This window comes from Burkholderia sp. WP9 (assembly GCF_900104795.1).
Classification (GTDB): Bacteria; Pseudomonadota; Gammaproteobacteria; order Burkholderiales; family Burkholderiaceae; genus Paraburkholderia.
The window spans coordinates 1-25,387 of record NZ_FNTG01000005.1; the positions used below are offsets into that span (position 1 = coordinate 1).

A 25,387-nucleotide genomic window follows, 5' to 3' on the forward strand; every position below is an offset into this window, starting at 1 on the left:
GTTAGCCGACAGGTCAATGGATCAGGGGAAAACACCAGGTTTCTGGCGCAACATGAAAAACCGTCGAGGGTTTGTACTACGACGGAATCATTTGACGACCGCAAACGAAGGCCGTAGCATCGTAATTGTGAATTGTTAATTTGCATAGCGAATTACGCCGAGATTTTGACCAGGAGACGCACAGACAATGGACTTCGCTTATACCCCCGAGCAGGAAGCGCTCCGACGCGACGTTCGCGCGTTCATCGAGCACAACGTGACGCCCGCCGTACTCGCCGACGACAACATCAAGGTGGCCGCCGAGGATGGCGAGATGCGCCCGACCGGCAGGACCGGGCCGTTGATGAAAGAGCTCTACAGAAGGATCGGCGAACGTGGCTGGCTCGGCATCGCCTACCCGAAGGAATATGGCGGCCAGGGCGGCGACCAGCTCTCGCAGTTCATCGTTGAAGAGGAATTCATGCGTGCCGGCGTCAGCATCGATCTGGGAGGGAGCGGCGCCCCGGCCATTCTTGCGGCCGGGACAGAGGAACAGAAGCAGTACTTCATCCCCAGACTGATCAACCGCGAAGTCTCGTTCTGCCTCGGATTCTCTGAGCCTCATGCGGGTGCGGATCTCGCCAACCTGCGCTGCCGGGCCGTACCGACCGCGGATGGCTACGTCATCAACGGCCAAAAGATTTACACCACAGCAGCGCACTGGGCGACCCACATCTACCTGATGGCGCGAACTGACCCATCCGCACCGAAGCACGACGGCATCTCCATCTTCCTCATCCCCATGGATACGCCCGGTATTACGGTGCGCCCGCTATGGACCATACAGAATTCACCGGGCGCACCGCACGGCACAACCTACGGCGAAGCCCGCACCAACGAAACCTTTTTCGACGATCTGCACGTGCCGAAGACAGCGTTGCTCGGCGAAGAGAACAAGGGCTGGGGTATCGGCGCCGCAGCGCTGAACCTCGACCGGGTGGGCGCATGGCGGTACCTGATGTCGATCCGGCGCGACGAGGACATCGTCAACTGGCTCAAGGAGAACCGGCACGGACCCGAAGCACTTGCCAACAACGCAGCGATTCGCGACAAGGTGGCCGAGTTGTGGACCGAGGCGCAGGTCTGCCGGCTCATGACAATGCGCAGCATGTCGATCGTGCAGCGCGGCGGCAAGTTTACCTACGAAGGTTCAGCCGAGAAGGTGTGGGCGCCCGAGCATGGCGTCAAGACGACGGAAGCCATCACCCAGATGCTTGGGCCCTATGCCCAGCTGCTCAGTACTTCCCCGCATGCGATTGAGGAAGGGGTCTTCGCACATAACGTGATGGGCGCTTTCCAGTCGGGAGTGAATCACGGCAGCGTGCAGATCATGCGTGACCAGATCGCCCGGCGTGGCCTGAACCTGCCTTCGTCACGAAAATCTCGCAAACCTCAGTGAAGAACCATTGGCTCGCCGGCTATTGGCATGCACGGCGTGAGCAATCAACGGAGATCGATGTGCAAGTCCTACTAGATGATGAACAAGAGATGATCCGCGACGCGGCCCGCGCTTTCCTCCGAGGAGAATGCTCGACCAAGCTCGTGAGAGAAATGGAGCGCGATCCCAAGGGCTATCCGCCGGCGCTCTGGCACAAGGCCGCCGAGCTCGGCTGGCAGGGCTTGTGCCTGCCCGAAACCTATGGCGGCTCGGCCATGCCTTTGGTCTATCTCGGGCTCGTGCTTCAGGAAATCGGCCGTGCCGTGGCGCCGTTGCCGCTGCTGAGCACGGTAGTCGCGGCACTGACCATCGCGCGCGACGGATCAGACTCGCAGCGCGACGCGATACTGCCCGCCGTAGCTCGCGGCGAGAAGCTTTTGACGTGGGCTGTCGTGGAAAACGGAGCGTACTGCTCCCCCACTGCCGTGCATACCACGGCGCGTCGCGAGGGCGATGACTTCGTGATCAACGGCAGCAAGCTCTTTGTGGACAACTTCGTAAGCGCCGATGCATGTCTCGTTGCGTGCCGCACTTCCGGCGACGCATCGCGCGGCGCAGAAGGTCTTTCCCTCTTTCTGGTCGACACTGTCAGCGCAGGCATTACGCACCGTGCGCTCGTCACTACCGCGAAGGACCAGCAGAGCGAAGTCGTATTCAAGGACGTGCGCGTTCCGGTCGGCCAATGCATTGGAGCGCTAGACCAGGGCTGGCCAGTCGTCGAAGCGATGCTCGATGTCGCAACGGCGCTGCTGTGCGCCCAGATGCTCGGCGCGGCCCGCAAGGACGCCGAAATGGCCATCGAATACGCAAAGATGCGCGAGGCCTTCGGCCAGCCGATCGGCGCGTTTCAGTCTGTGCAACACATGTGCGCGGACATGATCATCTGGATCGACGGGGGCGAACTGTTAACGTACGAAGCCCTGTGGAAGATGGATCAGGGCCTGCCACATACCGTCGAGGTATCGCAAGCGAAGGCCTTCTGCAATGAGAAATGCGAGGCCGTCGTCCGTAACGCCCAGGTGATTCACGGCGGCATCGGCTTCATGATGGAATTCGATCTGCACCTCTGGTTCCGACGCGTGTCGGCGTGGACCATGCGTCTTGGAACGACGCATGAGCATCGCGCCAGAATCGCCCACGCGCTGCTCGACCTCCCTGGCCACGTGGTGCTCGGACGGCCGGTACCCGTCCTTACGGACGAGCACCCGTGCGACGCGCTCCGGCAGCCTGCCGAGTTCGCGCACTGAGCAGTCACAGCAGAAACCATGCGATGACGGCTCTCCGGCGCCCCTATCGCAGCAACACTGCAGGAGACACATAACATGGCTGGTCCATTGGACGGAATGAAGGTGGTAGAGCTCGGCGTCGCTATGGCGGGGCCGTTCTGCTCCATGACACTCGGTGACTACGGCGCGCAGGTTATCAAGGTGGAACGCATCGGAGTGGGAGACGACAGCCGATATTGGGGCGAGGGCTTCCACGGCGTTCTCGCCGGCTACTACGCATGTACCAACCGCAACAAACGCGGCATTGCGGTTGACCTGAAAAATCCCGAGGGAGCGGCTCTTGTGCGACGCCTCGTGGACCAGGCCGACGTGCTGGTCGACAATTACCGGGTCGGCGCGCTGGCGCGCGCCGGCCTCGACTACGAGCAACTTCGCGAAACAAATCCGCGGCTCATCTACTGCTCCATCAGCGGCTTCGGCGCGACCGGTCCGCTGAGCAAGCGGCCCGCCAATGATCTTTTCATGCAGGCGTATACGGGCGGCATGAGCTTGACCGGCGAGCCTGACGGTGGGCCGGTCAAGATGGGGCCATCGGTATGCGACGTCACAGCGGGCATGATGGCCACGATCGGTGTCCTGCTCGCGGTGGAGGCGCGTCACCGCACCGGGCGCGGCCAGCGTGTCGACACGTCGCTGCTTGAAGGGCAAATCTCGATGCTAGGCCAGCATCTCACGCGTTTATTCGCTACCGGCGAGCCGCCGACGCGGACCGGCAGCGCGGGACTCGGCGGCAACCCTACCTATCGGGCGTTCGAGGCATGCGACGGCTGGCTGGTCATTGCATGCTTCAACGACCGCATGTTCAGGGATCTGTGCACGGTGCTCGACCAACAATCCTGGGTCACCGACGAGCGCTTTCAGAGCAACAGCAGCCGCACCGAGCACAGGGACTTCCTCGCCGCAGCGATCGCGCAGATCATCGCGAAGCAACCAACCGCGCATTGGCTTGAGCATTTCGAAGCCGCAGGCGTACCGTGCTCACCGATCAACACCCTGGACCGCCTCGTTCGGGAAGAACAGTTGCAGGCACGCGAATGTCTCGTCGATATCGACCTGCCAGGGCTTGGTTCCATGCGCATGGGCGGCTTACCGGTGAAATTAAGCGAAACACCCGGCAGCGTCGCTCTGCATCCGCCACGCCTCGGCCAGCACACTGAAGTCGTATTGCGAGAGATTGGACTATCCGCGATCGACATTGCCGACCTTGCCGAGCGCGGCGTGGTCGCGACAGACGCCGGCTGGTCAGGCCCGAATGTACCCGCTAACGCCTCCCATTGAATGTCTGTCCACGCTGGCAAGTGCGCACCGGAAGCGCAACTCACCACGCGGCGGGGCAGCAGGCCATTGATCACAACACAGACAGCGGCACGCCATGAAACTCATCTACTTCGACGACTTCCAGCTCGGCGTACTCAAGGGCGAGCGGGTCGTCAACATCACGTCCGTGCTGAGTGATATCCCACATCGCGATCGGCAGGATTTGATGACCGGGCTCATTGCAGGATTCGACGCCTACCGCCCGCGCATCGAATCGCAGCTGGCAACGGAACAAGGAACGCCGCTCGCCTCCGTGACGCTGCGCGCGCCGCTGCCGCGGCCGCGGCAGATCAGTTGCATGGCGGTGAACTACATGGAGAACGGAACGCTCGATGCGCGGCCGCCCATGAACGCGTTTCACAAGTCTCCGGGCGCAATCATCGGACCGGGCGAGACCATGCTCCTGCCCGATGTGCCCGCGAGCGTATTCGAGGGCGAGGCCGAACTCGGCGTCGTGATCGGTAGGCGCGCGTCCAACGTACCCGCGGCGCAAGCGCTGTCCTACGTCTTCGGCTACGTCAATTTCATAGACGGTTCGGCGCGCGGCCTACCGCCCGCCCACAACGTCTTCTTTCAGGCCAAGTCACGCGACACCTTTGCGCCTGTTGGGCCATACATTGTGACGGCAGACGAGATTGCCGACCCGCAGAAACTTCAAGTCCAGCTGTGGGTGAACGAAATGCTCAAGCAGGACTTCAACACGGATGATATGGCGCACGACATCGTGCGCTGCATCGAGTGGGTCAGCGCCATCCATGCCCTCGAACCCGGAGACATCGTCGCGACCGGCACAAACCATCGAGGCTTGAGCGCCCTCCACGACGGCGACCGGGTCGAACTCGAAATCGAGGGGCTGGGGCGTCTGCGAATTCACGTCCGGGACGATCTGAAGCGCACCTGGTCCAGAGACACGCGGCTCGAATGCAGCATGAAGTACGTCGCCGAGACGGGCCAGAAGGCGCCGCCTACCGGCGTCATCGCGAGGCAACTGAGTGGCAGGTATGCGCAGACCTGATCCGGCGCCCGAGAGAAGCACGTCGGTCGACGGTCGGGGGTCTTACTCATCAACACCGCGCAGTGTAATATCTCCACCCTGTGGTCCGGACGGCCTGACATCCCAGCTGGCTCCCCGGGCTATGGTGCAAATCCCGGCTCGCAGCCATTCACGCCGGAAATCCCGTACATGACGTACCCAGCAATTTGCGGCACTGCCAGATGTCAGAACTCTATTCCGATTTTTCAGATCCGCACGAGGTGAATGGTTGACAGACAATGACCGCCATTTTGTCACGGCGCTGGCGCGGGGCCTGGCAGTGCTACGCTGCTTCACTACCGCCAAGCGGGAACTGGGAACCTCGGAGATCGCCAGGCTTTTGAAGTTGCCGCAGCCTACCGTCTGGCGTCTTTGCAAAACGCTGCAGGACGAAGGGTATTTGCTAACCGGCCAGAACGGCGACAAACTGCAGTTGAGTCCATCGGTGCTGGGCCTGGGCTATAGTGCGCTCGCGGCAGCACCGCTGTCCGATATCGCCAGGCCCGCGATGCAGGAAATCGCCAATCGCTTTGGCGCCGCGTGCAGCATGGGTATGCGCCATGGGCTGCAAATCGTCCTGACACAACGCTGCCAGGGGCAATCGGAGCTTGTCCTCAATCTTCACGTCGGTTCGCAGTTTCCTCTGGCGAACACTGCGATGGGCGCGGCCCACATCGCCCGCATGCGTGAAGAGGATCGCACGATGCTGCTCGAGCAGATACGCGTAGCCGATCCGGACAACTGGCCAGCACGCGAAGCCTTGATTTCCGGAGCACTCAGGCAGTTTGCGGAACAGGGATTCATAGTCGACTCTGGCGACTTCCATCCTCGTATCAATGCGGCTGCCATCGCATTCGTCGCGAGCGACGGACAGATCTATTCGCTCAGTTGCGGCGCGCCATCGGAACAGATCAAAGTGGACACGCTGCGCAATGAGATTGGACCGGCTCTGGCAGTGCTTGCGAAAGCTCTCTCTCCACAGCGTTAAGAAGCGGCCTCCCCCGCACCGGTGTAGACCGCAACAAGTTGTCAAACTGCTGCCACCCGCGAAAGCCCCGTGGCGGCGGAAGCGTCTCGTCTGCGCTCATTTCCATAACTTCGCGACAGCGATCTGGTATTCCTGCGACGAGGCCCGCATGAGCTTCGAGGTGCCTCTTCGTCAAATGAGCGTGCCGATATCCTTCGCGGGTTCCCCCGGCTTGCGGGAGATCCGCGCAACGCGTCCACCACGTGCATCGACGTAGGCCAGCAGAACGACATGCATATTCGAAGTGCTGCGGAACAAAATGGGCCTCCAGTCGGCGCCGCAGACCAGGACCAGTTACCGGGTGGCTGACCTGAATGACAATGAGCGCACGCCTTCTGCGCCGAACGTATGCGAGTTGCCGGCGTTGCCCCACTGACTGGTTGGCGGTCTGCCACGCGTCGACGGTCATCTCCATCGGGTTCAAATAATGTGCCTGGGCATTGATCCTGGCACGTCCTAACTGCACGTCCTGCTGCTCTCCAGCGAAGGCCTTATTGTCGGGACCGCTTGACATCCGTTGGACATATCCAGGCCAGGAACCCGATAGTCTGAACAGGATCGAGAGAATCGGTGGCGCGCCACGCGCACCGCGCTATCGGCGCTGCGTGAGAAATGGTCCGACAGGCCGTTGGCCTCTCCGCCCAGATGCACGGCGTCGTTCTCCTTTACGCCAATGACCGGCCGCTGCGCCCCGCAATCGTGTGGAACGACACGCGCAGCGTCAGCGAGTGCGATGGACTAACCGCGCGGGCGTCCAGGCTCCGCGTTTGCGTAGGCGGCGTTTAATTTGTCACTATTCCGAGGGTAAATCACCCGCGCACCATGGATGAACCGGTTCGTCGCTAATCCTTTTGTCCAGATAAGCTTCTCGAACCGCGCGAAATGAACTGGTGCGCTGCCTCGCCGGACGGTCAACTGTGTTCACCGTATCCGCCTCTCGGGGTTTTCCCCTCCAGAAATCACCTTGACAGCGTTCCTTCCGCACTTGATCATTTGCTCAAATAACGATCAAATGATCAAGCTCTGCAGTTCGCTCATTTTTTTCGACAGAAGCGGCAGAAATGGAGAAAGGCATAGAACCGTTGCGAGGGCGCGATTATCACGAGAAACCGGACCCCGGCAGCGGTATGCGACGCAGCCAATATGGGAACAGCGCAAATAATGCTCGGCCATAACCGGCGCGTCGACGGTGGCTAGAGTGTGATCGGTAGGTGATCATCGTTCCGACGCCGTTCGGCAGGTTGCATCCCGGATTAGGTGCCGGCAAGAACGGCCAACCAGGAAGGACAGAGAACATGGCACGAGAATTGGAAGGCAAGGTCGCCGTTGTAACCGGGGCTGCGTCGGGCATTGGGCTGGCCAGCACCGAGGCGCTGCTGGCGGCCGGCGCCCGCGTGGTGCTGGTCGACCGCGACGACGCAGCACTGGCGGCGATTTGCAGCGGACGCGGCGATGCGGCGACTCCGCTGGTGATCGATCTGCTCGACCCGAAAGCCTGCGCGACGCTTGCGCCGCGCGTCCTGGAGATGGCGGGGCAGATCGACATCCTGCATGCCAATGCGGGCGCTTACGTCGGCGGCGATCTGGTCGATGCCGACACGGCAGCGATTGACCGGATGCTGAACCTCAACGTCAACGTCGTAATGAAGAATGTTCACGACGTTTTGCCGCACATGATCGGAAGACGGACCGGGGACATTATCGTGACCAGTTCGCTGGCTGCTCACTTTCCGACGCCCTGGGAGCCGGTCTATGCGTCGTCCAAATGGGCGATTAACTGCTTTGTTCAGACGGTGCGGCGCCAGGTTTTCAAACACGGAGTTCGCGTCGGCTCCGTCTCGCCTGGCCCGGTCATTAGCGCACTGCTCGCTGACTGGCCCGAGGAGAAACTGAGAGAGGCCAAGGAGTCGGGAAGTCTGCTAGAAGCTAGCCAGGTAGCCGAGGTGGTAATGTTCATGTTGACGAGGCAACGCGGCATGACCATTCGCGACGTGATCCTGATGCCCACCAATTTCGACCTCTAGAGCGAGAAAATCGGATCCGTCGGCCTCCTCACGAACAGTGAAAACGGGAAGGACGTCCCGTTGGGCGCGCCGAGGAGTTCCGGACGCGGGCGAAAAGGAACATCTGATAAGCGCTTTCTTCGGGCATCGAATCGCGCTCCTTGCCCGGACTTTGCATCACGCGATTACCGATGAACCCGAACGCAGGGGCGCCAGCAGCAGCTGCCTTCGCGCGGCCACTTCATTGAGATGACATTCGGGTCGACACCGACGTCTTCGACGCGAGCACTGCGTCGCGACGAGTCCGACCTGGACTAAAATGCCCTCTGACTTCAAGACGCGCGCCCTGCCCAAATTGACCGCTGCTGCGTGACGGGGGCTTTGGTAACCTATCACGCCACAACCCCCGGGCTTCATCGAGTTTGAAGAATGTTCCTTGGCATTGATCTCGGCACGTCCGAACTGAAAGTCCTGCTGCTGGCCAGCGACGGACTTGTTGTCGGGACTGCGCGCCATCCGTTGGAGATATCCAGGCCGAGGCCCCGATGGTCTGAACAGGATCCAGAGGATTGGTGGCGAGCCACGCGGATTGCTCTATCAACGCTGCGTAAGCATTATCCCGACGCGTTAGGGCGTATCCAGGCCATTGGCCTCTCTGGCCAGATGCACGGGGCTGTTCTCCTTGATGCTAACGACAGGCCGCTGCGCCCCGCGATTCTGTGGAACGATATGCGCAGCGTCATCGAATGCGATGAACTAACGGCGCGCACACCAAGGCTGCACGAAGTCTCAGGCAATAGCGCGATGCCAGGGCTCACGGCGCCAAAGCTGTTATGGGTTGCACGACACGAGCCGGAGCACTTCCGGAAGCTGGCGTGCGTCCTGCTGCCGAAAGACTATTTACGTCTGCGATTGACCGGCGTAAAGCTCACCGACCCGTCAGATGCGTCGGGAACCCTTTGGCTCGACATTGCGCGCCGCGAGTGGTCTGACGAGCTTTTGCAGGCTTGCGCCATCACGCGCGCGCAGGTGCCCCCGATTGAGGAAGGGAGTCGAGCGGCCCGCGTCGTTCATCGTAGCGTCGCTAGCGAACTTGGCCTGCCTGCAAATGTAATCGTTGCCGCGGGCGGGGGCGACACGGCGACGAGCGCGTTGGGTGTTGGCGCAGCGGAGGCCGGAGATGGATTCCTGTCGCTCGGTACGTCGGGAGTTTTATCCGTCGTCGCCGATCAGTTTCGGCCGAGCCCACATCCAGGGATTCACGCGCTGTGCCACGCGATTCCGAACAGGTGGCACCGAACGAGCGTAGTTCTGTCTGCGGCCAGTTGCGTTCGTTGGCTATGCAACCTCACTTCGGCCGACGAAACAAGTTTGCTGGACGAGGTCGCGAGTGTCAGTGCCGACCCGTAGGCCACGTTAAATGTGTCACCGGCGGAGCCTCGAAATATCGGACCGATTCGCCGTTGTAGTGACATTTTTACTTGCAGTCCGAACGAAATAAAACCGTCAATTCGCATAAGTCGAGAGTGAACCAAACCGTGGGAGGCTATTTCCGTCGACTTGACCGCCGTCATAGACGACGTGACGACGCCTTACCTGATGGGATACGGCGTTTGGAATCTGCGAAGTTTCTAACGAAAAGAGCCCAACAAGGCCGCCCGGTACGCTCGCTGTATCAGCTATGCTGCCGACGTTGCCAACCCGATTGGAGTTGCTATGCGACTGATCATCGAGGCCCGCCTGGAGGCGGGGGAAACGAGTGAGACTAAAGCGACGACCGTTGCTGTGGTCGAACGAAAGGACCGGAGCGTCGCCGACTTGGGACTTACACTTGCCGAAGGCCGCGCCTTGCTCGCTGAGGTTCAATCGTTACTGGTGTCGGAGCAGACTGCCGGGTGGATGGAAAGCCAATTGGCTTGCGATCGTTGTGGCTCGATGCTGGCGCACAAGGATGCCCGGTCGATCGTGGTGCGAACCGTGTTTGGCAAGGTCGACGTGCCGAGTCCGAGGCTGTGGGCGTGCAGCTGCGCGGCAAAGCAAGGGCAACCGCGCCGCTCTGTGAGTCCGCTGTGCAAGGCCGTTCACCAGCGTGTGACGCCGGAATTGGAGTACCTGCAGGCCAAATGGGCCGCCCATCTACCCTACCGTCAGGCCACTGAGCTGCTTCGAGAGGTCCTTCCGCTGGACAAAGGGATTTCCTTCGGTAGTACTCGCCGTCGGATCCTCGCCATCGGTAGGGCGCTGGACGCGCAGATCGAGCGCGATATCGCGTCTGGACCAAAAGTGGTCAGCGCAGAGCAGGTTCGCGAATCGACCACCGTCGGCTGCGTGAGCGTCGACTCGGCGTGGCTGAGCTTCAGCAGCAGCCCCAAGAGCCGCAAGGCGGCGCGCGACCTTGCGGAGTTGAAATCGCCTTGGGCGCAGAACTTGCCGCGGGATCGACATGTCAACATCGTTGCGGGCCGTGCAACTCTTGCTGATCGCACCCCGCGTCTCTACGCGTACGTGCATAAGCTGGTGCCATCGGCACCCGCGCGGTTGGACCAATTTCTCTTTGCAAGCGGCGTGGCTCCAGACGAGCGAGTCACCGTGATCAGCGATGACGCTGGCGAATTTGGCAAGGCTGTGGACGGCAGCCAGCTCGCCAGGGGAAGGATCCTGGACTGGTTTCACATCGCGATGAAGTTCAAGGCTGCCAAGAACTCGGTGTTCGGAAGCCAGACGATTGAGCCCGAAGAGCGAATCGCTGTAGAGACAGAGATCGATCACGCCAAGTGGCTGGTTTGGCATGGAAAGGGCCGGCAATCGGTGTCCCGCATAAAGGCCCTGGATGAGACGCTGTTGGAGAAGGAAGGCTATGAGCACTCGACGTTGTTCTGGAACCTGCGCCGCCTGTACTTCTACATCGAGCACAACGCCGGTACGCTGGTGAACTATGGAACGCGCTATCACAAGGGTCTACCGATCAGCAGTAGCATTGCCGAGTCCGCGGTGAACCTGGTGGTCAGCCATCGCATGGCAAAGAAGCAACAAATGCGATGGACGGACGAGGGAGCGCACTGTCTGGCACAGGTCAGAGTTGCTGTTCTCAACGAAGAATTCTCGGTTGTGAAACTTGCCGTGTTGACCAAGACTTCTGCAGCTGAAAACTCGCCGAGTGCACGCCGCGCGGCATGAATTGACCTCCCACGGTTTGGTTCACTCTCGTCTACGTCCGCCCCAGCGAATTGCACTACACCCGCCTGTACGACGCGCTGTACAGGACATTGCTGTCGCAGCCGCTGATCCACGGCGACGAGACCACGCTTCAGGTACTCAAGGAACCCGGCCGGTCTGCGCAGAGTAAAAGCTATGCGTGGGTCTACCGCAGCGCCGAAGACTGCCCCGAACCCGTGGTGCTGTTCGAGTACCAGCCGGGGCGAGGCCAGGAGCATCCGAAGAAATTCCTCGGCGACTACAGCGGCATGCTGGTAAGCGACGGATACAGTGCGTGGCGCACGCTGAAAAAGGCGACGCACTTCGGCTGCATGGCGCACGCGCGCAGGCTGTTCGTCAAGGCGGACAAGGCAGCGCAGAAGAAAGGGGATTCCGGGAAAACAAAGATGCCGAACGCTCGTGTGGCAAAGGCGCTTGAATACTTCCAGGCCCTATACCGTGTTGAGGCGCTGGCCAAAGGCGATCTGCCCGTCGGCCAGACACGTGCCGACTACACATATGACTTGCGGCAGAAACACAGCGTGCCGGTACTCGAGGCGTTCAGGGCGTGGCTTGACGAACTGGCGCCGAAGGTGACGCCCCAGAGCCTGCTCGGTAAGGCAATCGCCTATACGCGTAACCAGTGGGAATATCTGAGCCGCTACGTCACTGACGGGCGAGCCGCAATTGACAACAATATCTGCGAGCGGGACATCAGACCGTTTGCGACTTCGAGAAAGTCGTGGCTGTTCAGCGACACGGTCGACGGCGCAAAAGCCAGCGCCACGATTTACAGTCTCGTGCTGACGTGCCGTGCCTGCGGTGTCGAACCGTACGACTACCTGTTGCACGTACTCAGGGAGCTGCCGCAGCGTCCACCGGACGCCGACGTGACGGACCTCTTGCCATTCAACTATGCGCGGCAGCAACAGGCGACGGCACAGGACGGCTGATACATCGAGCGCCCCCCGGCTGTAGATCGTCAATTACAAAGTCCGCCGCGTGTTGCCTCACGGGATGATGTTACTCTGGTGTATTCGTCACCTCGGGGTTGTTCTGCGATGGAGGCTGGCGCTGCGTAGCGGCGCCAGCCTCCATCGCATCGGGCTCACCGAGGATTCTGGTAACCAGCTCCCTCGCGCGGTTTGATCGCCATGCTGCAACGCGTCGCTGCAGCGTCCGAAGCTGAGCGCTTGAGTACATCGCCGGCGCCATCCCAATCAGCCGGTTCTGCAGTTGCTTCGCGGTGATCGCGGGCTCCGTTTCCAGCCATTGCTGTATCTTCGGCCATGTGTGTTCGAACGGATCGGGACGTGTGCGCCAGTCGTGTGGGACCGTGGCCTTTCTGCGATGTGTCGGACGCACTTCGCCCACCTGCCACGCCGTGGCCAAACCCGCCAGGAAGTCACCGATCGTCACGTCGCGTTCTGGCGTGGCGTCTACTGCAGCTACTTCTGTGGCGGCGCATGCAGCGATACGTCGCTGCGCCTCGCGCATACGGCGTAGAAGGTCGACAGGGTCGAGCGAGCGGAACTGCTCTCGCAGCGCCAGCTTGGTCGCCTCAGGGACAGAGGGTGAACGGAGTACGCGCTCGAGTGGCGTTAGCGGCGCCTCATAGCGCTTCGTTACGCGTGCCCCGTGGCGTGTCTTGGACTTAAGTTTGAATGACGGCTGGAAATAGTTGATGTAAAGCCGCGAGACCCGGTACAGCGAGGCCAACGCTTCCGTATCCTCCAGCCCGCGCAGTTTGCCGTATCCCACCAGCCGCCGCACGATCGAACCGTTCTTCTGCTCGACCCATGCCTGATCGTTCTTCTTGTACGGGCGCGAACGCGTCAGCTCGATGCCGGTCGTTTTGCAGAAGTCGAACACGGATTCGTTCATGAAGGCGGTGTCGTTATCGCTGTCGAGACCACGCAGTGGAAATGGCAGCGCAGCCCGTACACGCTCGACGTGCTCAATGACAAATGCGTGGTTACGGAATGGCATCGCAAGACATTCGGTCCAGCCGGTCGCAACGTCAGTCATCACCAGGCTGTGTACAAAGTCGCCGTCGATCTTGACGCCGCCGCAATGCTCGACGAAGTCGATTTCCAGATAGCCGGGCAGCGGGTCATTCCAGTCGGCGAAGGTCCGAACAGGAACGGCGCGGCGAATCGCGTTGCCAACTCCTCCGGCACGCTTGCGCCGACCACCGAAGGCCTGCTCACGAATGTCGGCGAGCAGCCGGTCGATGGTCGCTGCACTGATGCCCAGGAGCTTCTCGCGCAAGCCGTCTGACAACGACAGATGACCATACCGGGTCATCGATTCGAGCAGCGTCGGAATCACCGCTTTCAGCCGTTTCCCGCAGATTCGATCGGCGGCTTCCCAGAGCGTTATCAGCGCCGCACGCACTTCGTCTGTGTAGCGCTGGGGCGGACCAGGCCTCGCCTTCGAAGCCTGCACTTCATTGCATAGCACGCGGATCGCATGCTTGCGGTGATAGCCCGTCAATTTGAGAAACTCGTCCAGAATCTGGCGTTTGCCGCTCCGGTCCGAACGTCGGTAACGCTCGCCAACCGCCTCAATCAATTCCCGTCTTGTCGCCATGCTGAGTCGCCTCGTCATAAGTCGCCCCTGCCAGCCATCTGGAAGGTAGCAAATTACATGAGGCAACAACCCGGGCCTGGTAACAAATAACCTGAGTCAATGCGCCGGACAAGATAATTGTCGGTCTTTACCCGGCGGTGCCCTGCGCCCGCCCCTCAGTTGCACGGTCCTCCGTTCGGTGTGCTAAAGCTGCCGCTTACGATTTACCGATCACCCGCAACGGCAGGAAGTCAAAGTCAGTTTGTAGGTCAGTCATAAGCTGCGTCCGCAATGTGGTGGCTGCGGACGCAATCTTGTTCCTTCTCATGCACCGGTTCCAGATGAGTCGGAACTACCGCTTACGCTCGATCGACCACGCGTCCCAGATCGTCGTGTCCTGCTCAGGATGCTGCGTCTGCTGCCAGAGCAGGACGCACTGGTCAGCCAGCCAGTCGTTCAATGCCGCGAGCGAACCGAACGCCGGCACACGTTGCCACAGCCGGTGACGGCTATCCTGAACGTTCTTCTCGATCTGCCCCTTCTCCCAGCCTGAGGCCGGATTGCAGAACTCGGCGTCGAACAGGTAGTGACTGACCATGGCGCTGAAGCGCGCGTTGACGTCCCGCAACTTGCCACGACGAACCTTGTCGACAGCGGTCTTCATGTTGTCATATATGCCACGGCGCGGAATGCCGCCCCACGCCACGAACGCGTGGTAGTGAGCGTCGAACAGCATCTCGTGGGTTTGCAGAAGATAGGCACGCAGGAAGAACGCCCGGCTGTGACTGAGCTTGAACTGCGCAACCTGCAGTTTGGTGCGCTCGCCGTTGATCACGGCCCAGTCCTCGCTCCAGTCGAACTGGAATGCTTCACCGGGTGCAAAGGTCAGTGGCACAAAGGTGCCACGTGCTGCGCTCCTTGCCTGCTCCTGCTGCTCCTGTCGCCAGCGACGTGCAAAGGCGGCGACCCGGTCGTAGGAACCGGTGAACCCCAGCACAGTGAGGTCAGCGTGAATCTGCTTGAGGGTTCTGCGCTGTTTGCGCGGCCGGTTGGCTTCCGTCTTTAACCAGCCCGCGAGCTTCGCCGCAAATCCGTCGAGCTTGCTCGGGCTCTGCCGTTCCGGATAGGTGGGCACGACGGTGCCGGCGCGGATATGGCGCCTGACGGTGTTTCTTGAAACGCCAAGCCGTTTGGCGATCTCGCGTAGCGAGACATGATCGCGATAATGCCAGCGTCGGATGATGCTCAATATTGCCATGTCGATCACTCCGTTCTCCCGCTAGCTGCACAGCGGGCCAGTGTGTTCCACGTGGGTCAATATTCGATGCAAATCACCGTGTCAGGTGGGTCCGGATTCGGTGCAAATCAACAGGCTGGCGTAAGTACCACCGCGGTGGCATCGTTGGAGAGGAACGTTGTGCTCACTGCCCCCACCAGATAGACCTGCAAAAAGAGTCGCTTTGGCGACCCCTTCGCATGGTGGACGGCAAGCACCGCAACCCAATCAAAGAGCCCCTCGCGCCGGCCAACTTCGACAGTAGCATCATGCCAGACAGGAACAGGTACACATCGGTGCCGTTTCCGACTGACTGGAACGCAAGGCTCAGCGGCAGCAGGCCGAGAGCGACAAGCAACAACGCGCCCGCCACCGCCCAAACTGCTTCAGGCCACTTGAATGGCCGGGTGATGACCCCGAGCGTGGCCATCGCAGCGACTCCCCAGGACAGGAAAATTGGATTCACGAATAAAAGTCTCAATATGATCGACGACGAGCTACGGGAGTAAAAGAAAGGGATCGTAAACATCGTAGCGATGCGTCCCATAAGGGCGCACGTCGTCAATCGCACGGACGAACCGCAGGTTGGCCATCGCCGCCCTCAGTCTTCCAAGACAATTACCCAGTTGAAGTACAAAAACGGAAGACACGACGCGGACAGTAGCCGGGCGAGGGCCGCGCCGGTTCAGCGCCGGGCGAACATGACGGGGTGGAGCATCCCCAGTGGACCTCCGCTTGATGCCAAAGCCAGTAACGCGTCCAATCCTCCTCGTAACGATTGATACGTTTTACGTTCCAATCAATACAAACTGCATCTTGAGCCCGGTGTGCAGCCTGCTGCAAACGAAAAATGTGCTTAAGAAATGCGTCGCGCCGGCGGAACCCGCGCATTTTCGTGAAACATTCCTTTTCAAATTGCCGGAAGTCCGCGCCACACGTGGACTTCCGGGCGAGCCCCGCTCAACGCCGGATGTTTCACGGTCGTCTTGCCTCCTGCGCCAGTAACAGACCGTTGCCAAAGCCCGAATCCAGGACTCGCGGCATGGCCGCCGATCCGCCATCACCGAATTTTCCAATATTCAGTTCAGTACTCCGAAGATTCCAACTTTCGCTTCCGTGAGGTCGGAACTGAATCTGGACGCGGTCGGGCGGCGGAGGCCGAGAACTCAAGGGGTTGTGTTTCCGGCGGGGCTATCACTTTTGCTTCACTCGACGGCAGCGGCACGATCGCGGCCGCAGCGCCGCCCTCCTCCCGCATGCCGAAAACCAGGTCGCCGCCCATCGTGTTCGCGAACGCGCACACGTCCTTCGCGAGTTCGGTGCGCGCGTCGCGGTCGGCCGGCCAGTCGCGCTTGTAGTCGAGCGTGCGGCTTTCGCGCACGCCGTGGTCGATCAGGGTCTGCAGGTCGGCTTCGGTGACGGCATCGAGGCGCGCGTGGGGGATCAAGGGGACCTTTGGATTAAGGGTAAACCCGCAAAAACGGCTCAACCGTACCGGAAACCGATGCGCGGAATTTCACCGCTGGTCGCCCGCTGGCCGCGAAAACCGGCCTGCATCCGGTCCGTTACGCACCTTCCCGAGGCTGTCGTGAGCGCCCAGGCACCGGGTCGCACCGGCCGACCGGCGGTTCCACCCTCCCGTGCGCCGGCAGGCCGCAATGCCGCTAACAGGAGTTAGCGGCATTGACGGTAGGCAAAAAAAAACGGCCCGCCGATGGTTGTCGCGCGGACCGCTTCGTGATTCGTCGCGGAGCAGCGACGGGCGGCCAGTTTGCCCGCCAGCCCCGCCTCTGCTCCGTTGGTAGTCACGTGCTGTGAGCACGGACCACATCTACATGATAGTCGCTGTTCCGCCGCCCTGCCGGGCCTGTCTGCCAATACCAATTGCAGACAAGGCGTCTAGCGGCAAACCGGCGCATTGGTGCCGGAAACGTTCACACAACTAACGTTGTGGCCAGATTTCAACCAATGGGGTGTTCATCCGACGTCGACCGCGCATGCGTCACCCTCGAACGCCGGTTTCCGGCGCGCTGGCGGTGGCCAGCCCATCCGGTCCGTTCGTGCTTCCCCTGACTAATCACGGAGCGGCGGCCACCGGCGCGCGGTGTGAACCAGTGCCAGCACCCAGATGGTTTCGCCTTCGACCTCATACACCAGGCGATAGCTTTCGTGCAGTACCAGCTCACGCGTGCCGGCGATTTTTCCGGCCCGACCCATCAGCGGGAAGTGGGCCAGCTGTGTGACACCATCGCTGAACACCCCGTCCATCCGGGCAGCGGCGGCCACGTTGCCGGTCGCGATGTAGTCCCACACGTCATCGCGGTCCTGTTCCGCTTCTGGCGTCCAGACGACCCTCACGCCTTGCCTGCCACACTGGCGCGCCGCGCGGCGAACCTCGCTTCAACCTCATCATCCGGACGGCCGCGCCCGGCACGCATCGAGGCGCGGCCGGCTTCGACCTTGCGCTGCAGGAACTCATCATATTCGCGCGCCTCGCGCTGGCGCTGCACGAAATCGCGCATCAGCTCGCGCAGCACCTGCGACGCCGGCCGGTGCGCGGCTTCGGCTTCGGCCATGAACTCGGCGCGCAGCTCCGGTTCGAGCTTCATTGTGAATACGGCTTCTTTCGACACGGGGCACTCTCCGGCAATAAATACTAACCAAGTATATACGTTTTAATTACAGCGGCGGGCACTGCCCTGCAAGCTGTTTAACTGATGGGCGAGAAGAGCCGCCGCACGACGTGTGCTATGCCACGGGTGCAAGAAGCCGCTGTCGGCGACCTTGCTACGTCAGGGGCGGTGGCACGCATGGACGATGCGAGCCGGGGTTATCGTCCTTGCCGTGCGAATTCCGGCGGTAGTCGCGTGCGCCTCGGTTCCGACAATGCCTTTTTGGGTCGCCCCGCCAGTTTTTGAACGATGGCCCTACTCACAACGTACGTGCGAGCGCCGGGGAGAACCGCCGCAACGCTCCTTTTAAAAGGACCAGATTGTCTGTGACAGCCTCGGTGACGATGCGCGGAGCATCGACAGCCGGGAGAGCCGACGACGAGGTCGCCCGACAACGCGCTTGGGCAAATGCTTCGAGATCATCCGGCTGTGCTGGTCGGATCTTTCCGTTCTGGAGTGCCTTCGCGAATCGCAGTTGCCATTGACCCGCTTCGCGACGTGCGACGCCCTCCTCCGAGTTGTAGACCGACAGCGACTGTCCGTCAGCATCGAGGACGAGCTTGCGCTCACCGGCAGCGTCGACGAAGGTCTGACCCGCGACTTGGCGAACCAGCGACTCGGCGGCCTCTTGATCCTCGACCGCAGCACGCGCCGCCTTTTGCTCTGCATACCGGGTGCGGATCTGGAATGAGAAATCGGCGGTGCTGGTCAGCAGGGCGCGCAGATAGCAGATGGGCCGCTTGGCTTTCTTGAGATGCTCCCACGTTGCTTCGACAACGTCAGACAGACGCTTGCCCTGCTCACGTGCTTCGCGCATCAGTTTGAAAATCAAGAAATCCCGAAAACCCAGGGACTGCAGACGCTGAAGATCCACAGGCACTTGCCCCGGTTGTCTCTTTTGCAAAGAGGTGGGGGAAAGATTCTTATATATACCACCGTCTGCCACCTTGGCAGACCGATAGGAAAATGCTTCAGCCGCGACGGTACCGGCTTGCTGAGCTCTGGGATTGGTGCTGGATGAATCCACCGAATCAGTCTTTGCTTTGACTGGCTGAACAGCCGGGATTGGCTCCGCTGCCAGCCCGAGAATGATGGCGGCACGTTCGGTCAGGTGAAGATAGGCGCGACCAAAGAGACCCGCCTGCACATATCGGCGTTGCGGTGGCCGGTCGATTAGACCTGCGGTTTCTAGGTCATCGAGGCTTCGGTAGAACGTCCGTTCCGACTGCATCGACCGTTCGGTCAGCAGCTCACGTCGGGCGTAGATATGACCGAACGGGTTAGAGGCGTCAACGGTGCGTGCAAGTGCAGCCAACACGAACCGTGCCCGGGCAGGGATCCCATCGAGGCGCGAAGCGCGATGGACGGCCCGCAGGATGACCCACGGCAGGTTGACGGAATCGGAACGCAGAGCGATCACGTCGCTGTCCTCGGTTGCCTGAGGAGCAGGGGAAGCATCGACGTGTTCGGTTTCGGGGAAGTCCGGGCGTAACCCTACCTCGCCAGCAACGAAGTGTTGCGCGATAGACATATCCAGCGTCCATTTCTTGAAAAATGGATGGAGTGCGCTTGACTGTCTTATTCGATCGGCTACACTTCGAGGTGTCAACGCTCAACCCGATTTGCAGTCGGGAAGCGCAGCCGGGCGAGTGAACAGCAAGCCCGTATTCAAAAGCCTCCAGCGCCAACTGGAGGCTTTTGTCTTTTATGCCCTGTGATCAATTCATCTTGTTATTCCTTTTCGCGTCGAACTGAAGCCGCTCGAGAAAGATTCAAAGTTCAAAGTCATTGATCTTAAACAACTATTTTTCGGTAACCTCTGTCTGCTCCGTCTGAGCTGCCGCTGCGCGCTGCTCCAGAACCTCCTTCAGCGCCGACTGGGCCGCTTGAGCTTCAGTCTCCGACTGGAACTCAAGCCGCACGACATTCTTGGCCTGACGCACATCACAGTACGTGCCCCGCCCTGCCTTGACCTTGAAAGACGTCGCCGCAGACGTCACCTTCTGCTTCGCGGGGTCCGCGCTTGCGAACTTCACCGCCTGTCTTTCATCCAGCTCTTTGTTCGCCAGCCGCTGGGCTGCAAGCACAACCCGATCTGCCTTTCCGGTTCTGACCAAGCGCGCCAACGCATAGCCAGAAGTCGCGCCCATGAGGGCAGGCTTCTCGTTCAGAAGAGTCAGAACTTCAGCCGGGAGATCGTCAAACGCCATCAGTGCGGAAACCACCGATTCGTTCACCCCGGCCTGCTCTGCCATCTTGGCCTGGGTCATGTCCGGAAAGCGTTGGCGGATGTCCTTGAAGCCGAGGTACTTCTCATAGTCGGTCAGGTCTGACTGCAACAGATTCGCGTAGAACGCAGCGAGCGCCGCTTCGTCCTCGCTCGAATCGTCGTCCAGTACGCAGTCGATTTCTAGCCGACCCAGTTCCCGATAGGAATCCGTGCGCCAGTGTCCCGAGACGATTTCAAAGCCGCCTTCGACGCGAGGCCGGATGCCAACAGGCGTGGCCAACTTGTTGTGCCGGAGGTTCTCGCGCAGTTCGGCGAACGCCTCCGGCGACTTGTAGCGCCGCCGGCCCGGGACTTCGTGCAGGTCGGTCAAGGGCACTTTCATCGAGCCCTTGCCACTGCGTTTGGCCTCTTCCAGTTCCGTTTGCAGTTGCTGGATCCTTTCTTGATACTCACGTGCTTCGAGGCGGAAGGCGCCCAATTGCGCCGGCATGGTCGCCGCGCGTGGCGCTGCCTCGGGAGGGCGCGCCGCAGCCGCAGACTCTGCTCTGTCGGCGACCCCAGCCGTGCGCGCCATCAGGCGTTCCTTCAACTTACTCGACATTCGCTTTCTCCTTCACCTTCAGCAACTGCGCGGCCCACGCACCTTGAATATGCCCTTCGATCTCGTCGACCATGGCATCGAACGAATCAATGGCGCGGCTGTACTGACCCAAGGCCTGAACGTCGTAGATTGTTTTGAACTCGGCTGCTGCGTTCTTGACCACGTCCGAATCCTGAATCTCTGCGCGACCCAGCAACTCCGGGTAGGTTTGCTGAATCCATGACCGAACGACGTCGGTGGCGTCAACCCGCGGCTTCACCTTCGAGAGGAAGATGCTGATAAAAGCAAATTCCTTCTGCACGTCGCGGTCGTCGGCCAAGGCTTTGAACAGGTCTGCGAACTGCCGAAAAAACGACGCGCTCGAAGCATAGTCGAGAGTCTCGGGCGGCAGCGGAACAATCAGGCCGTCGCTCGACATGAAACAGCTGGTCGCGAGGTAGGCAAGGCTCGGCGGTGTATCGATCACGATCACGTCGTACTTCTCGCGGATCGGACCCATCGCCCGTTCCAGAACCTGCCAGAACTGGTAGTTCGGATCCTTCGACTGCCGGTTCGGCAGGTAGAAATCCGCGCCAAACAGAGCAGGGCAAGCCGGGATGAAATCCAGGTTGTCCCAGTAGCTCGGAAGGATGGCGTAGTTCAGGTCCGGCTGTTCCTCGTAGACGAGCGGCATCACCGTCATTTCTTCGGTGACTTCCGGCGTAGGAACGTAGCCCATGAGCGTTGTCGACGAAGCCTGTGGATCGAGGTCGATCAGCAGAACTTTGTGACCATGAAGGGTCAGGCCCTGAGCGATTGCCACAGCGCTGGTCGTTTTGCCAACGCCGCCCTTGAAATTCCCGATGGCCATCGCGAGGCCGAGCGCCCCTTCCGGACGGCGCTTGTACGGCGCCGCGAGACGAATGAACTGCTGTGCTTCCGCGAGCGTGAACTCACGATTGCGTCCATTGCCGGTAAGGGTGCCAGTGGGATACTCTCCCTTTTTGTTACCCCGTGTACACAGGTACTGGATCTGGGTGCGCTCGATCTTGCACAGCTTGGCCAGTCGCGACGCCGTGAGCATTGGCGCCATCTTTCTGGGCCAAGGCTCCAGGAGGTCGTCGCGTAGCTGCGCGAGCGTCGCCTCTGCCCGGTCAGCAATGGCGATCAGTTGGTCGATACCAATTGCCTTGCGAGGCGGCGGTAGTTCCTTAGTAACCATGAGGTACCTGCGAATTGGTGTTGTCATCGAAAACCGCGAAAATCACCAAAGTTCGATGACGCGCGATTTTGGCGAATAATAGCCGGTAAACTCGTAAACTTGAAGGTTTACTTTAGGTATTTGTTGCGAGACCAATCACACAAGGATTCCGAATCCGCGCGCGGGGTAGTTGGGCAGGGGGTAGAAACCGCCAGATTTGAGTAATTAAAATGTAAGAAGACCGTGCGCAAGACTGGAACGTGCGCTCAACCGACCGGATTCAAAGTTCAAAGTCATTGATTTCTTTAGGACTATTTTTTCGGAAGCGCCAGTCTTTGCGCCGCTTCGGTGTGCTTTCTATGACTCCCGCGCGGGCGGCTTTCTGGCTGCGTCCTTGACTCTGCGTTCGTCGTTCGGCTTCTCGCTCGTCCACGCCATGCCGAAACACACCGGCGATGACGCAAATCATCTTATCGTTCGTATCGTCGTTTCCCATCCGCCCGGCTTTGCAACTCCCGTCAGTCGCGTTCCTACGTTCTCAATTACAAAACCCGCGCAACCTGTAGCTATGCATTCGCCGAATTCGCTTGCGACACCACCAATCTCCCGTGAATCATCTTTCGTGCCGCGCATTTGCAGGGCGTCCCCGTCTGTGCCCGCGCCTGCTCTCCGTCCTCGCCCGCACTGTCGACGTTTATCGCCCTTACGCCACGATATACGCGCGCCGCGAACTCGGCCGCCTACTTCCATCTCACCGAGCAGGCTACCGACCTGCTCGGTCTCGTCGAACTCCCGGCCACCGCCAGCGCCGGATCACCACGAGGTAGTCGCCCCGGCGGTCCTTTCCTTGCCGCAGCCGACTGCCAGCATGGCGGACGGTGCTATCTCTATCATCAAAAGAGACAACCCGGCCAGCTCCCCAGTGACCTCGAGCGCCCTCGCCGCCTAGGATTTCATGAATTCCTGGTCTTCAAACTCATGCGCGAAGCACGCCAGCACCAGAAGCTGCTTTCCGATGTGGTCGACGTCGCCTAGGAGCATCTCAGCAAGGCCGAGCGCCCCATCAACCACCTGCGCGCGCTGCTGCGCTCGACTGCTGATTTCGCCTGGCAAGCCCGCAACAAACGGCAGGCAGCGGCCAAACGACACGAGACCGACCAGGAAGCACTCCGGGTCGCCACCGCGGTCCAGGTGTGACCGGCGGGGTCTTCTTCGACTGCAGTACCTCGCGACGGATCTGTGTGGCCGGCGATGCCGGTACGGTCACCGTCCACGAATGCGGGGAGGCCGCACCACGCGTCAGCGGCGGAAACTGGCAGGTAGATTTCGTTGCCGCGATCTACAGCGGGCACTTGGTTCCCGCTACGCCGGAGCGCGAGGCAGCATTCGAAGGCAAGCGTCAGCGGGGCAGAGAGGACCGGCAGGCGGCAACGCGTCTCCAGCCCGCCCACGCGATGCTGCCGGTCCTCATCGAGGCGGCAGGCGAACGCTTGCCGAGATGACGAAGTTGCTGCGTGCGACCGTTGCCGGCGTTCGTACACAGTAACGCGGTTAGAGAGTGCGGGTCCCTGTTGGCGCGCGGACGCCTTGCACGCTTCAAAGGCAAAGCGTAGGATTAAATCCTACACTCAGAAGGGAGACTTCCCCGTGCGCTCAACCCAACAATTCAGCATCACGCTGCCCAACGAAATGGCCGAGGCAGTCAGGTCCAAGGTGGCGGCAGGCGAATACGCGACGGAAAGCGAAGTGATCCGCGATGGACTCCGGGCGCTGCTCGCGCGCGACCGTGCAGTGGAAAGCTGGCTGCGCGAGCAGGTCGCGCCCGCCTACGATGCGCTGAAGGCTGACCCATCCCGTGCCGTCGGGGTCGACCAGCTGCGCGCGTCGCTTGCCGCTGAACACCGCAAGGCCGTCGAAAAAGCGTAATGTCCTATACCGTCGTCTTTACACCGGAAGCGCAAGAACAGCTGCTCGAGCTTTATCGCTACATTGCGGCCACAGCCTCGCCGGCGACTGCGGAACACTATACAAGCGCAATCATTACGTACTGCGAAGAGTTGCGGACGTTTCCGCGTCGAGGCAATCGCCGGGATGACATTCGCGAGGGCCTGCGCGTCACGAATTACCGCAAGAGGGTAGTAATAGCTTTCGACGTCGACGCGGAGCAGGTCTCTGTGATCGGCATTTTCTACGGCGGACAGGACTACGAGACGGTCTTGCAGGATGACACCGACGACTCCTGACTCAGCCTGCAAGGTTTCCCGCCCACGCTCCACAACAACTATATCGGCGAAGCCACTCCCGCTGTTTGTTTGAGCCGTCGAGGTAATCTAAAGAATCCTTGAAGCCACCCGATATTCGCAAGAGGCCTTTAGTACACGCACATCGTCGCGGGCGCTCAATCGCTCGACGTCTTGAGTCGTAACCGGTTGGCATAGAGAACATTAGTTGACGCCAAAAATTACAGGGTAGGTGGGCATGTACCGATTCGAAAATTTCGACCTTATCATCGACGCGCGCAGCGAACGCGGATACGCCGTGGATCACATCCCTGGGGCGATCAACCTATCCGTGGTCAGCAATGACGAATACGCCGAGGTCGGCACCCTCCATCGAACTGACAAAATGCGGGCGTATCTGATCGGCGTTTCCTATTCGCTGAAAAACATTTCACGTCGCCTTGACACCGTAATTGCGGCCCGCCCACGTCATGGCAGGGTGCTTGTGTATTGCTTTCGTGGCGGAAAGCGCAGTCGCCTTTGGTTTGATGCTCTCGATACGATCGGCTATAAGGTGGACAGCTTGCCGGGTGGCTGGAAGGGCTATCGACGTTGGGTCAACGAGCAACTGGCAACGCAGCCACGCGAGTTCTCGTATGTGGTCCTGTCAGGTTCGACAGGTTGTGGAAAGACTCGATTGCTCGATCAACTCGAAGCCGTCGGCGCGCAGGTGTTGAATCTGGAGGCGCTCGCGTCTCACCGGGGTTCGGTCATTGGTGCGATACCAGGTACGCCGCAGCCGACGCAGAAATACTTTGATAGCCTGCTGCAACAGAAGCTTAGTACTTAGTACCTTCTCGCCCGGGCGCCCGGTGTGGGTGGAAGCAGAGAGCAAGAAGATTGGCAATGTACAGTTACCGCCGGCGCTGCTCGAAACAATGCATATGAAGGGCAAGCTTGTCTGCGTGAATACGCCGATGGCCCAGCGAGTCATATTGTGGCGACAGGATTATCATCATTTCGAGAAAGATCCGGACGCCTTTGTATCGAAGCTCGCCTCTTTACGGAGCCATTTCGGAGGCAAAGAGTTTGCGATGTGGCAGGAAATGGCCAGATCACGGCAAATACCCGAGTTGTTCGAGCGGATCATGGTCGCGCACTACGATCCCGCCTATGCGCGTTCGACGCGGCGCAGTTATTCCGCACTTGCCGATGCACCAGTCATTGACTTGCAGGAACTGTCGCCTGACAGTCTCCGCGCCGTGGCGCTTGCGCTCATTCAGCGCTTCGGCTAAACGGC

21 protein-coding genes and 4 pseudogenes are annotated in these 25,387 nt (G+C 60.4%); 14 read left to right on the plus strand and 11 right to left on the minus strand.

Going from position 1 to position 25,387, the window contains the following annotated elements:
• The first annotated feature begins 187 nt into the window (after positions 1–187).
• The 10 genes and pseudogenes from BLW71_RS39480 to tnpC form a co-directional block, all read left to right on the plus strand.
• A complete protein-coding gene (locus BLW71_RS39480) occupies positions 188–1,438 on the plus strand; it encodes an acyl-CoA dehydrogenase family protein (protein ID WP_091810129.1) in 1,251 nt (416 codons plus the stop codon).
• A gap of 89 nt (positions 1,439–1,527) precedes the next feature.
• Positions 1,528–2,724, plus strand: a complete 1,197-nt coding sequence (locus tag BLW71_RS39485; RefSeq protein ID WP_091810131.1) for an acyl-CoA dehydrogenase family protein — start codon at positions 1,528–1,530, stop codon at positions 2,722–2,724.
• Positions 2,725–2,799: 75 nt separating this feature from the next.
• Entirely contained in the window at positions 2,800–4,041 is a 1,242-nt protein-coding gene (locus tag BLW71_RS39490; RefSeq protein WP_091810134.1) for a CaiB/BaiF CoA transferase family protein, read from the plus strand.
• Between the two features lie 94 nt (positions 4,042–4,135).
• The gene (locus BLW71_RS39495) at positions 4,136–5,095 is read left to right on the plus strand and encodes a fumarylacetoacetate hydrolase family protein (RefSeq protein ID WP_091810136.1); all 960 of its coding nucleotides are present in this window, start codon (positions 4,136–4,138) and stop codon (positions 5,093–5,095) included.
• A 247-nt stretch (positions 5,096–5,342) separates the two neighbouring features.
• A complete protein-coding gene (locus BLW71_RS39500; protein ID WP_091810140.1) occupies positions 5,343–6,101 on the plus strand; it encodes an IclR family transcriptional regulator in 759 nt (252 codons plus the stop codon).
• Between the two features lie 684 nt (positions 6,102–6,785).
• Complete coding sequence (locus BLW71_RS42875; protein WP_353615917.1) at positions 6,786–6,926, plus strand: hypothetical protein; 141 nt, start codon at positions 6,786–6,788, stop codon at positions 6,924–6,926.
• A gap of 509 nt (positions 6,927–7,435) precedes the next feature.
• Positions 7,436–8,164 (plus strand): SDR family oxidoreductase, encoded by a 729-nt coding sequence (locus BLW71_RS39510; protein ID WP_091810144.1) that lies wholly within the window; start codon positions 7,436–7,438, stop codon positions 8,162–8,164.
• A gap of 408 nt (positions 8,165–8,572) precedes the next feature.
• Positions 8,573–9,547 (plus strand): annotated as a pseudogene (gene xylB / locus BLW71_RS39515) (xylulokinase); the annotation flags it as partial.
• A 312-nt stretch (positions 9,548–9,859) separates the two neighbouring features.
• The gene (locus BLW71_RS39520) at positions 9,860–11,320 is read left to right on the plus strand and encodes an ISKra4 family transposase (protein ID WP_143048466.1); all 1,461 of its coding nucleotides are present in this window, start codon (positions 9,860–9,862) and stop codon (positions 11,318–11,320) included.
• A 35-nt stretch (positions 11,321–11,355) separates the two neighbouring features.
• Positions 11,356–12,291 (plus strand): annotated as a pseudogene (tnpC, locus tag BLW71_RS39525) (IS66 family transposase); the annotation flags it as partial.
• A gap of 70 nt (positions 12,292–12,361) precedes the next feature.
• Here the strand turns inward: tnpC and BLW71_RS39530 are convergent.
• The 11 genes and pseudogenes from BLW71_RS39530 to BLW71_RS39575 all read right to left on the minus strand — a co-directional run bounded on the left by BLW71_RS39530 (position 12,362) and on the right by BLW71_RS39575 (position 23,017).
• A complete protein-coding gene (locus BLW71_RS39530) occupies positions 12,362–13,930 on the minus strand; it encodes a DDE-type integrase/transposase/recombinase (RefSeq protein ID WP_286162285.1) in 1,569 nt (522 codons plus the stop codon).
• 340 nt (positions 13,931–14,270) lie between these two features.
• Positions 14,271–15,176 (minus strand): annotated as a pseudogene (gene istA, locus BLW71_RS39535) (IS21 family transposase); the annotation flags it as partial.
• A 104-nt stretch (positions 15,177–15,280) separates the two neighbouring features.
• Positions 15,281–15,651 (minus strand): annotated as a pseudogene (locus BLW71_RS39540) (SLC13 family permease); the annotation flags it as partial.
• A gap of 618 nt (positions 15,652–16,269) precedes the next feature.
• On the minus strand, positions 16,270–16,632 hold the full coding sequence (locus BLW71_RS39545; protein WP_091810151.1) for an AlbA family DNA-binding domain-containing protein: 363 nt from the start codon (positions 16,630–16,632) through the stop codon (positions 16,270–16,272).
• Positions 16,633–17,258: 626 nt separating this feature from the next.
• On the minus strand, positions 17,259–17,543 hold the full coding sequence (locus BLW71_RS39550) for a type II toxin-antitoxin system RelE/ParE family toxin (RefSeq protein ID WP_091810153.1): 285 nt from the start codon (positions 17,541–17,543) through the stop codon (positions 17,259–17,261).
• Entirely contained in the window at positions 17,540–17,818 is a 279-nt protein-coding gene (locus BLW71_RS39555; RefSeq protein WP_091810155.1) for an antitoxin of toxin-antitoxin stability system, read from the minus strand. Before BLW71_RS39555 ends, BLW71_RS39550 begins: the two co-directional genes overlap by 4 nt.
• 298 nt (positions 17,819–18,116) lie before the next feature.
• Positions 18,117–19,388 carry a Cdc6/Cdc18 family protein gene (locus BLW71_RS39560; protein ID WP_091810157.1) on the minus strand — a complete coding sequence of 424 codons (1,272 nt, stop codon included), beginning with the start codon at positions 19,386–19,388 and terminating at the stop codon, positions 18,117–18,119.
• A 271-nt stretch (positions 19,389–19,659) separates the two neighbouring features.
• Complete coding sequence (locus tag BLW71_RS39565; protein WP_091810158.1) at positions 19,660–20,688, minus strand: ParB/RepB/Spo0J family partition protein; 1,029 nt, start codon at positions 20,686–20,688, stop codon at positions 19,660–19,662.
• The gene (locus BLW71_RS39570; protein WP_091810161.1) at positions 20,678–21,889 is read right to left on the minus strand and encodes a ParA family protein; all 1,212 of its coding nucleotides are present in this window, start codon (positions 21,887–21,889) and stop codon (positions 20,678–20,680) included. The genes BLW71_RS39565 and BLW71_RS39570 overlap by 11 nt, the downstream gene beginning before the upstream one ends.
• Before the next feature lie 259 nt (positions 21,890–22,148).
• Positions 22,149–22,364 (minus strand): hypothetical protein, encoded by a 216-nt coding sequence (locus BLW71_RS41410; protein ID WP_143048467.1) that lies wholly within the window; start codon positions 22,362–22,364, stop codon positions 22,149–22,151.
• A 449-nt stretch (positions 22,365–22,813) separates the two neighbouring features.
• Positions 22,814–23,017 (minus strand): hypothetical protein, encoded by a 204-nt coding sequence (locus tag BLW71_RS39575; protein ID WP_091810163.1) that lies wholly within the window; start codon positions 23,015–23,017, stop codon positions 22,814–22,816.
• A 498-nt stretch (positions 23,018–23,515) separates the two neighbouring features.
• Between BLW71_RS39575 and BLW71_RS39585 the strand changes: the two genes are divergently transcribed.
• The 4 genes from BLW71_RS39585 to BLW71_RS42700 all read left to right on the plus strand — a co-directional run bounded on the left by BLW71_RS39585 (position 23,516) and on the right by BLW71_RS42700 (position 25,382).
• Positions 23,516–23,794, plus strand: a complete 279-nt coding sequence (locus BLW71_RS39585) for a ribbon-helix-helix domain-containing protein (RefSeq protein WP_091810167.1) — start codon at positions 23,516–23,518, stop codon at positions 23,792–23,794.
• Entirely contained in the window at positions 23,794–24,111 is a 318-nt protein-coding gene (locus BLW71_RS39590; protein WP_091810169.1) for a type II toxin-antitoxin system RelE/ParE family toxin, read from the plus strand. The genes BLW71_RS39585 and BLW71_RS39590 overlap by 1 nt, the downstream gene beginning before the upstream one ends.
• Before the next feature lie 235 nt (positions 24,112–24,346).
• Positions 24,347–24,937 (plus strand): rhodanese-like domain-containing protein, encoded by a 591-nt coding sequence (locus tag BLW71_RS42695; RefSeq protein ID WP_286162286.1) that lies wholly within the window; start codon positions 24,347–24,349, stop codon positions 24,935–24,937.
• A gap of 28 nt (positions 24,938–24,965) precedes the next feature.
• Positions 24,966–25,382, plus strand: a complete 417-nt coding sequence (locus BLW71_RS42700; RefSeq protein ID WP_286162287.1) for a tRNA 2-selenouridine(34) synthase MnmH — start codon at positions 24,966–24,968, stop codon at positions 25,380–25,382.
• Positions 25,383–25,387 lie beyond the last annotated feature (5 nt).

What these genes read in the sequence shown, in the direction of transcription:
- BLW71_RS39590 (WP_091810169.1), top strand. Translation starts at nt 23,794, where the DNA reads ATGTCCTATACCGTCGTCTTTACACCGGAAGCGCAAGAACAGCTGCTC.
- BLW71_RS39485 (WP_091810131.1), top strand. Translation starts at nt 1,528, where the DNA reads ATGATCCGCGACGCGGCCCGCGCTTTCCTCCGAGGAGAATGCTCGACC.
- BLW71_RS39480 (WP_091810129.1), top strand. Translation starts at nt 188, where the DNA reads ATGGACTTCGCTTATACCCCCGAGCAGGAAGCGCTCCGACGCGACGTT.
- BLW71_RS41410 (WP_143048467.1), bottom strand. Translation starts at nt 22,364, where the DNA reads ATGGGAAACGACGATACGAACGATAAGATGATTTGCGTCATCGCCGGT.
- BLW71_RS39570 (WP_091810161.1), bottom strand. Translation starts at nt 21,889, where the DNA reads ATGGTTACTAAGGAACTACCGCCGCCTCGCAAGGCAATTGGTATCGAC.
- BLW71_RS39565 (WP_091810158.1), bottom strand. Translation starts at nt 20,688, where the DNA reads ATGTCGAGTAAGTTGAAGGAACGCCTGATGGCGCGCACGGCTGGGGTC.
- BLW71_RS42875 (WP_353615917.1), top strand. Translation starts at nt 6,786, where the DNA reads ATGCACGGCGTCGTTCTCCTTTACGCCAATGACCGGCCGCTGCGCCCC.
- BLW71_RS39520 (WP_143048466.1), top strand. Translation starts at nt 9,860, where the DNA reads ATGCGACTGATCATCGAGGCCCGCCTGGAGGCGGGGGAAACGAGTGAG.
- BLW71_RS39530 (WP_286162285.1), bottom strand. Translation starts at nt 13,930, where the DNA reads ATGGCGACAAGACGGGAATTGATTGAGGCGGTTGGCGAGCGTTACCGA.
- BLW71_RS39490 (WP_091810134.1), top strand. Translation starts at nt 2,800, where the DNA reads ATGGCTGGTCCATTGGACGGAATGAAGGTGGTAGAGCTCGGCGTCGCT.
- BLW71_RS42695 (WP_286162286.1), top strand. Translation starts at nt 24,347, where the DNA reads ATGTACCGATTCGAAAATTTCGACCTTATCATCGACGCGCGCAGCGAA.
- BLW71_RS39510 (WP_091810144.1), top strand. Translation starts at nt 7,436, where the DNA reads ATGGCACGAGAATTGGAAGGCAAGGTCGCCGTTGTAACCGGGGCTGCG.
- BLW71_RS39560 (WP_091810157.1), bottom strand. Translation starts at nt 19,388, where the DNA reads ATGTCTATCGCGCAACACTTCGTTGCTGGCGAGGTAGGGTTACGCCCG.
- BLW71_RS39495 (WP_091810136.1), top strand. Translation starts at nt 4,136, where the DNA reads ATGAAACTCATCTACTTCGACGACTTCCAGCTCGGCGTACTCAAGGGC.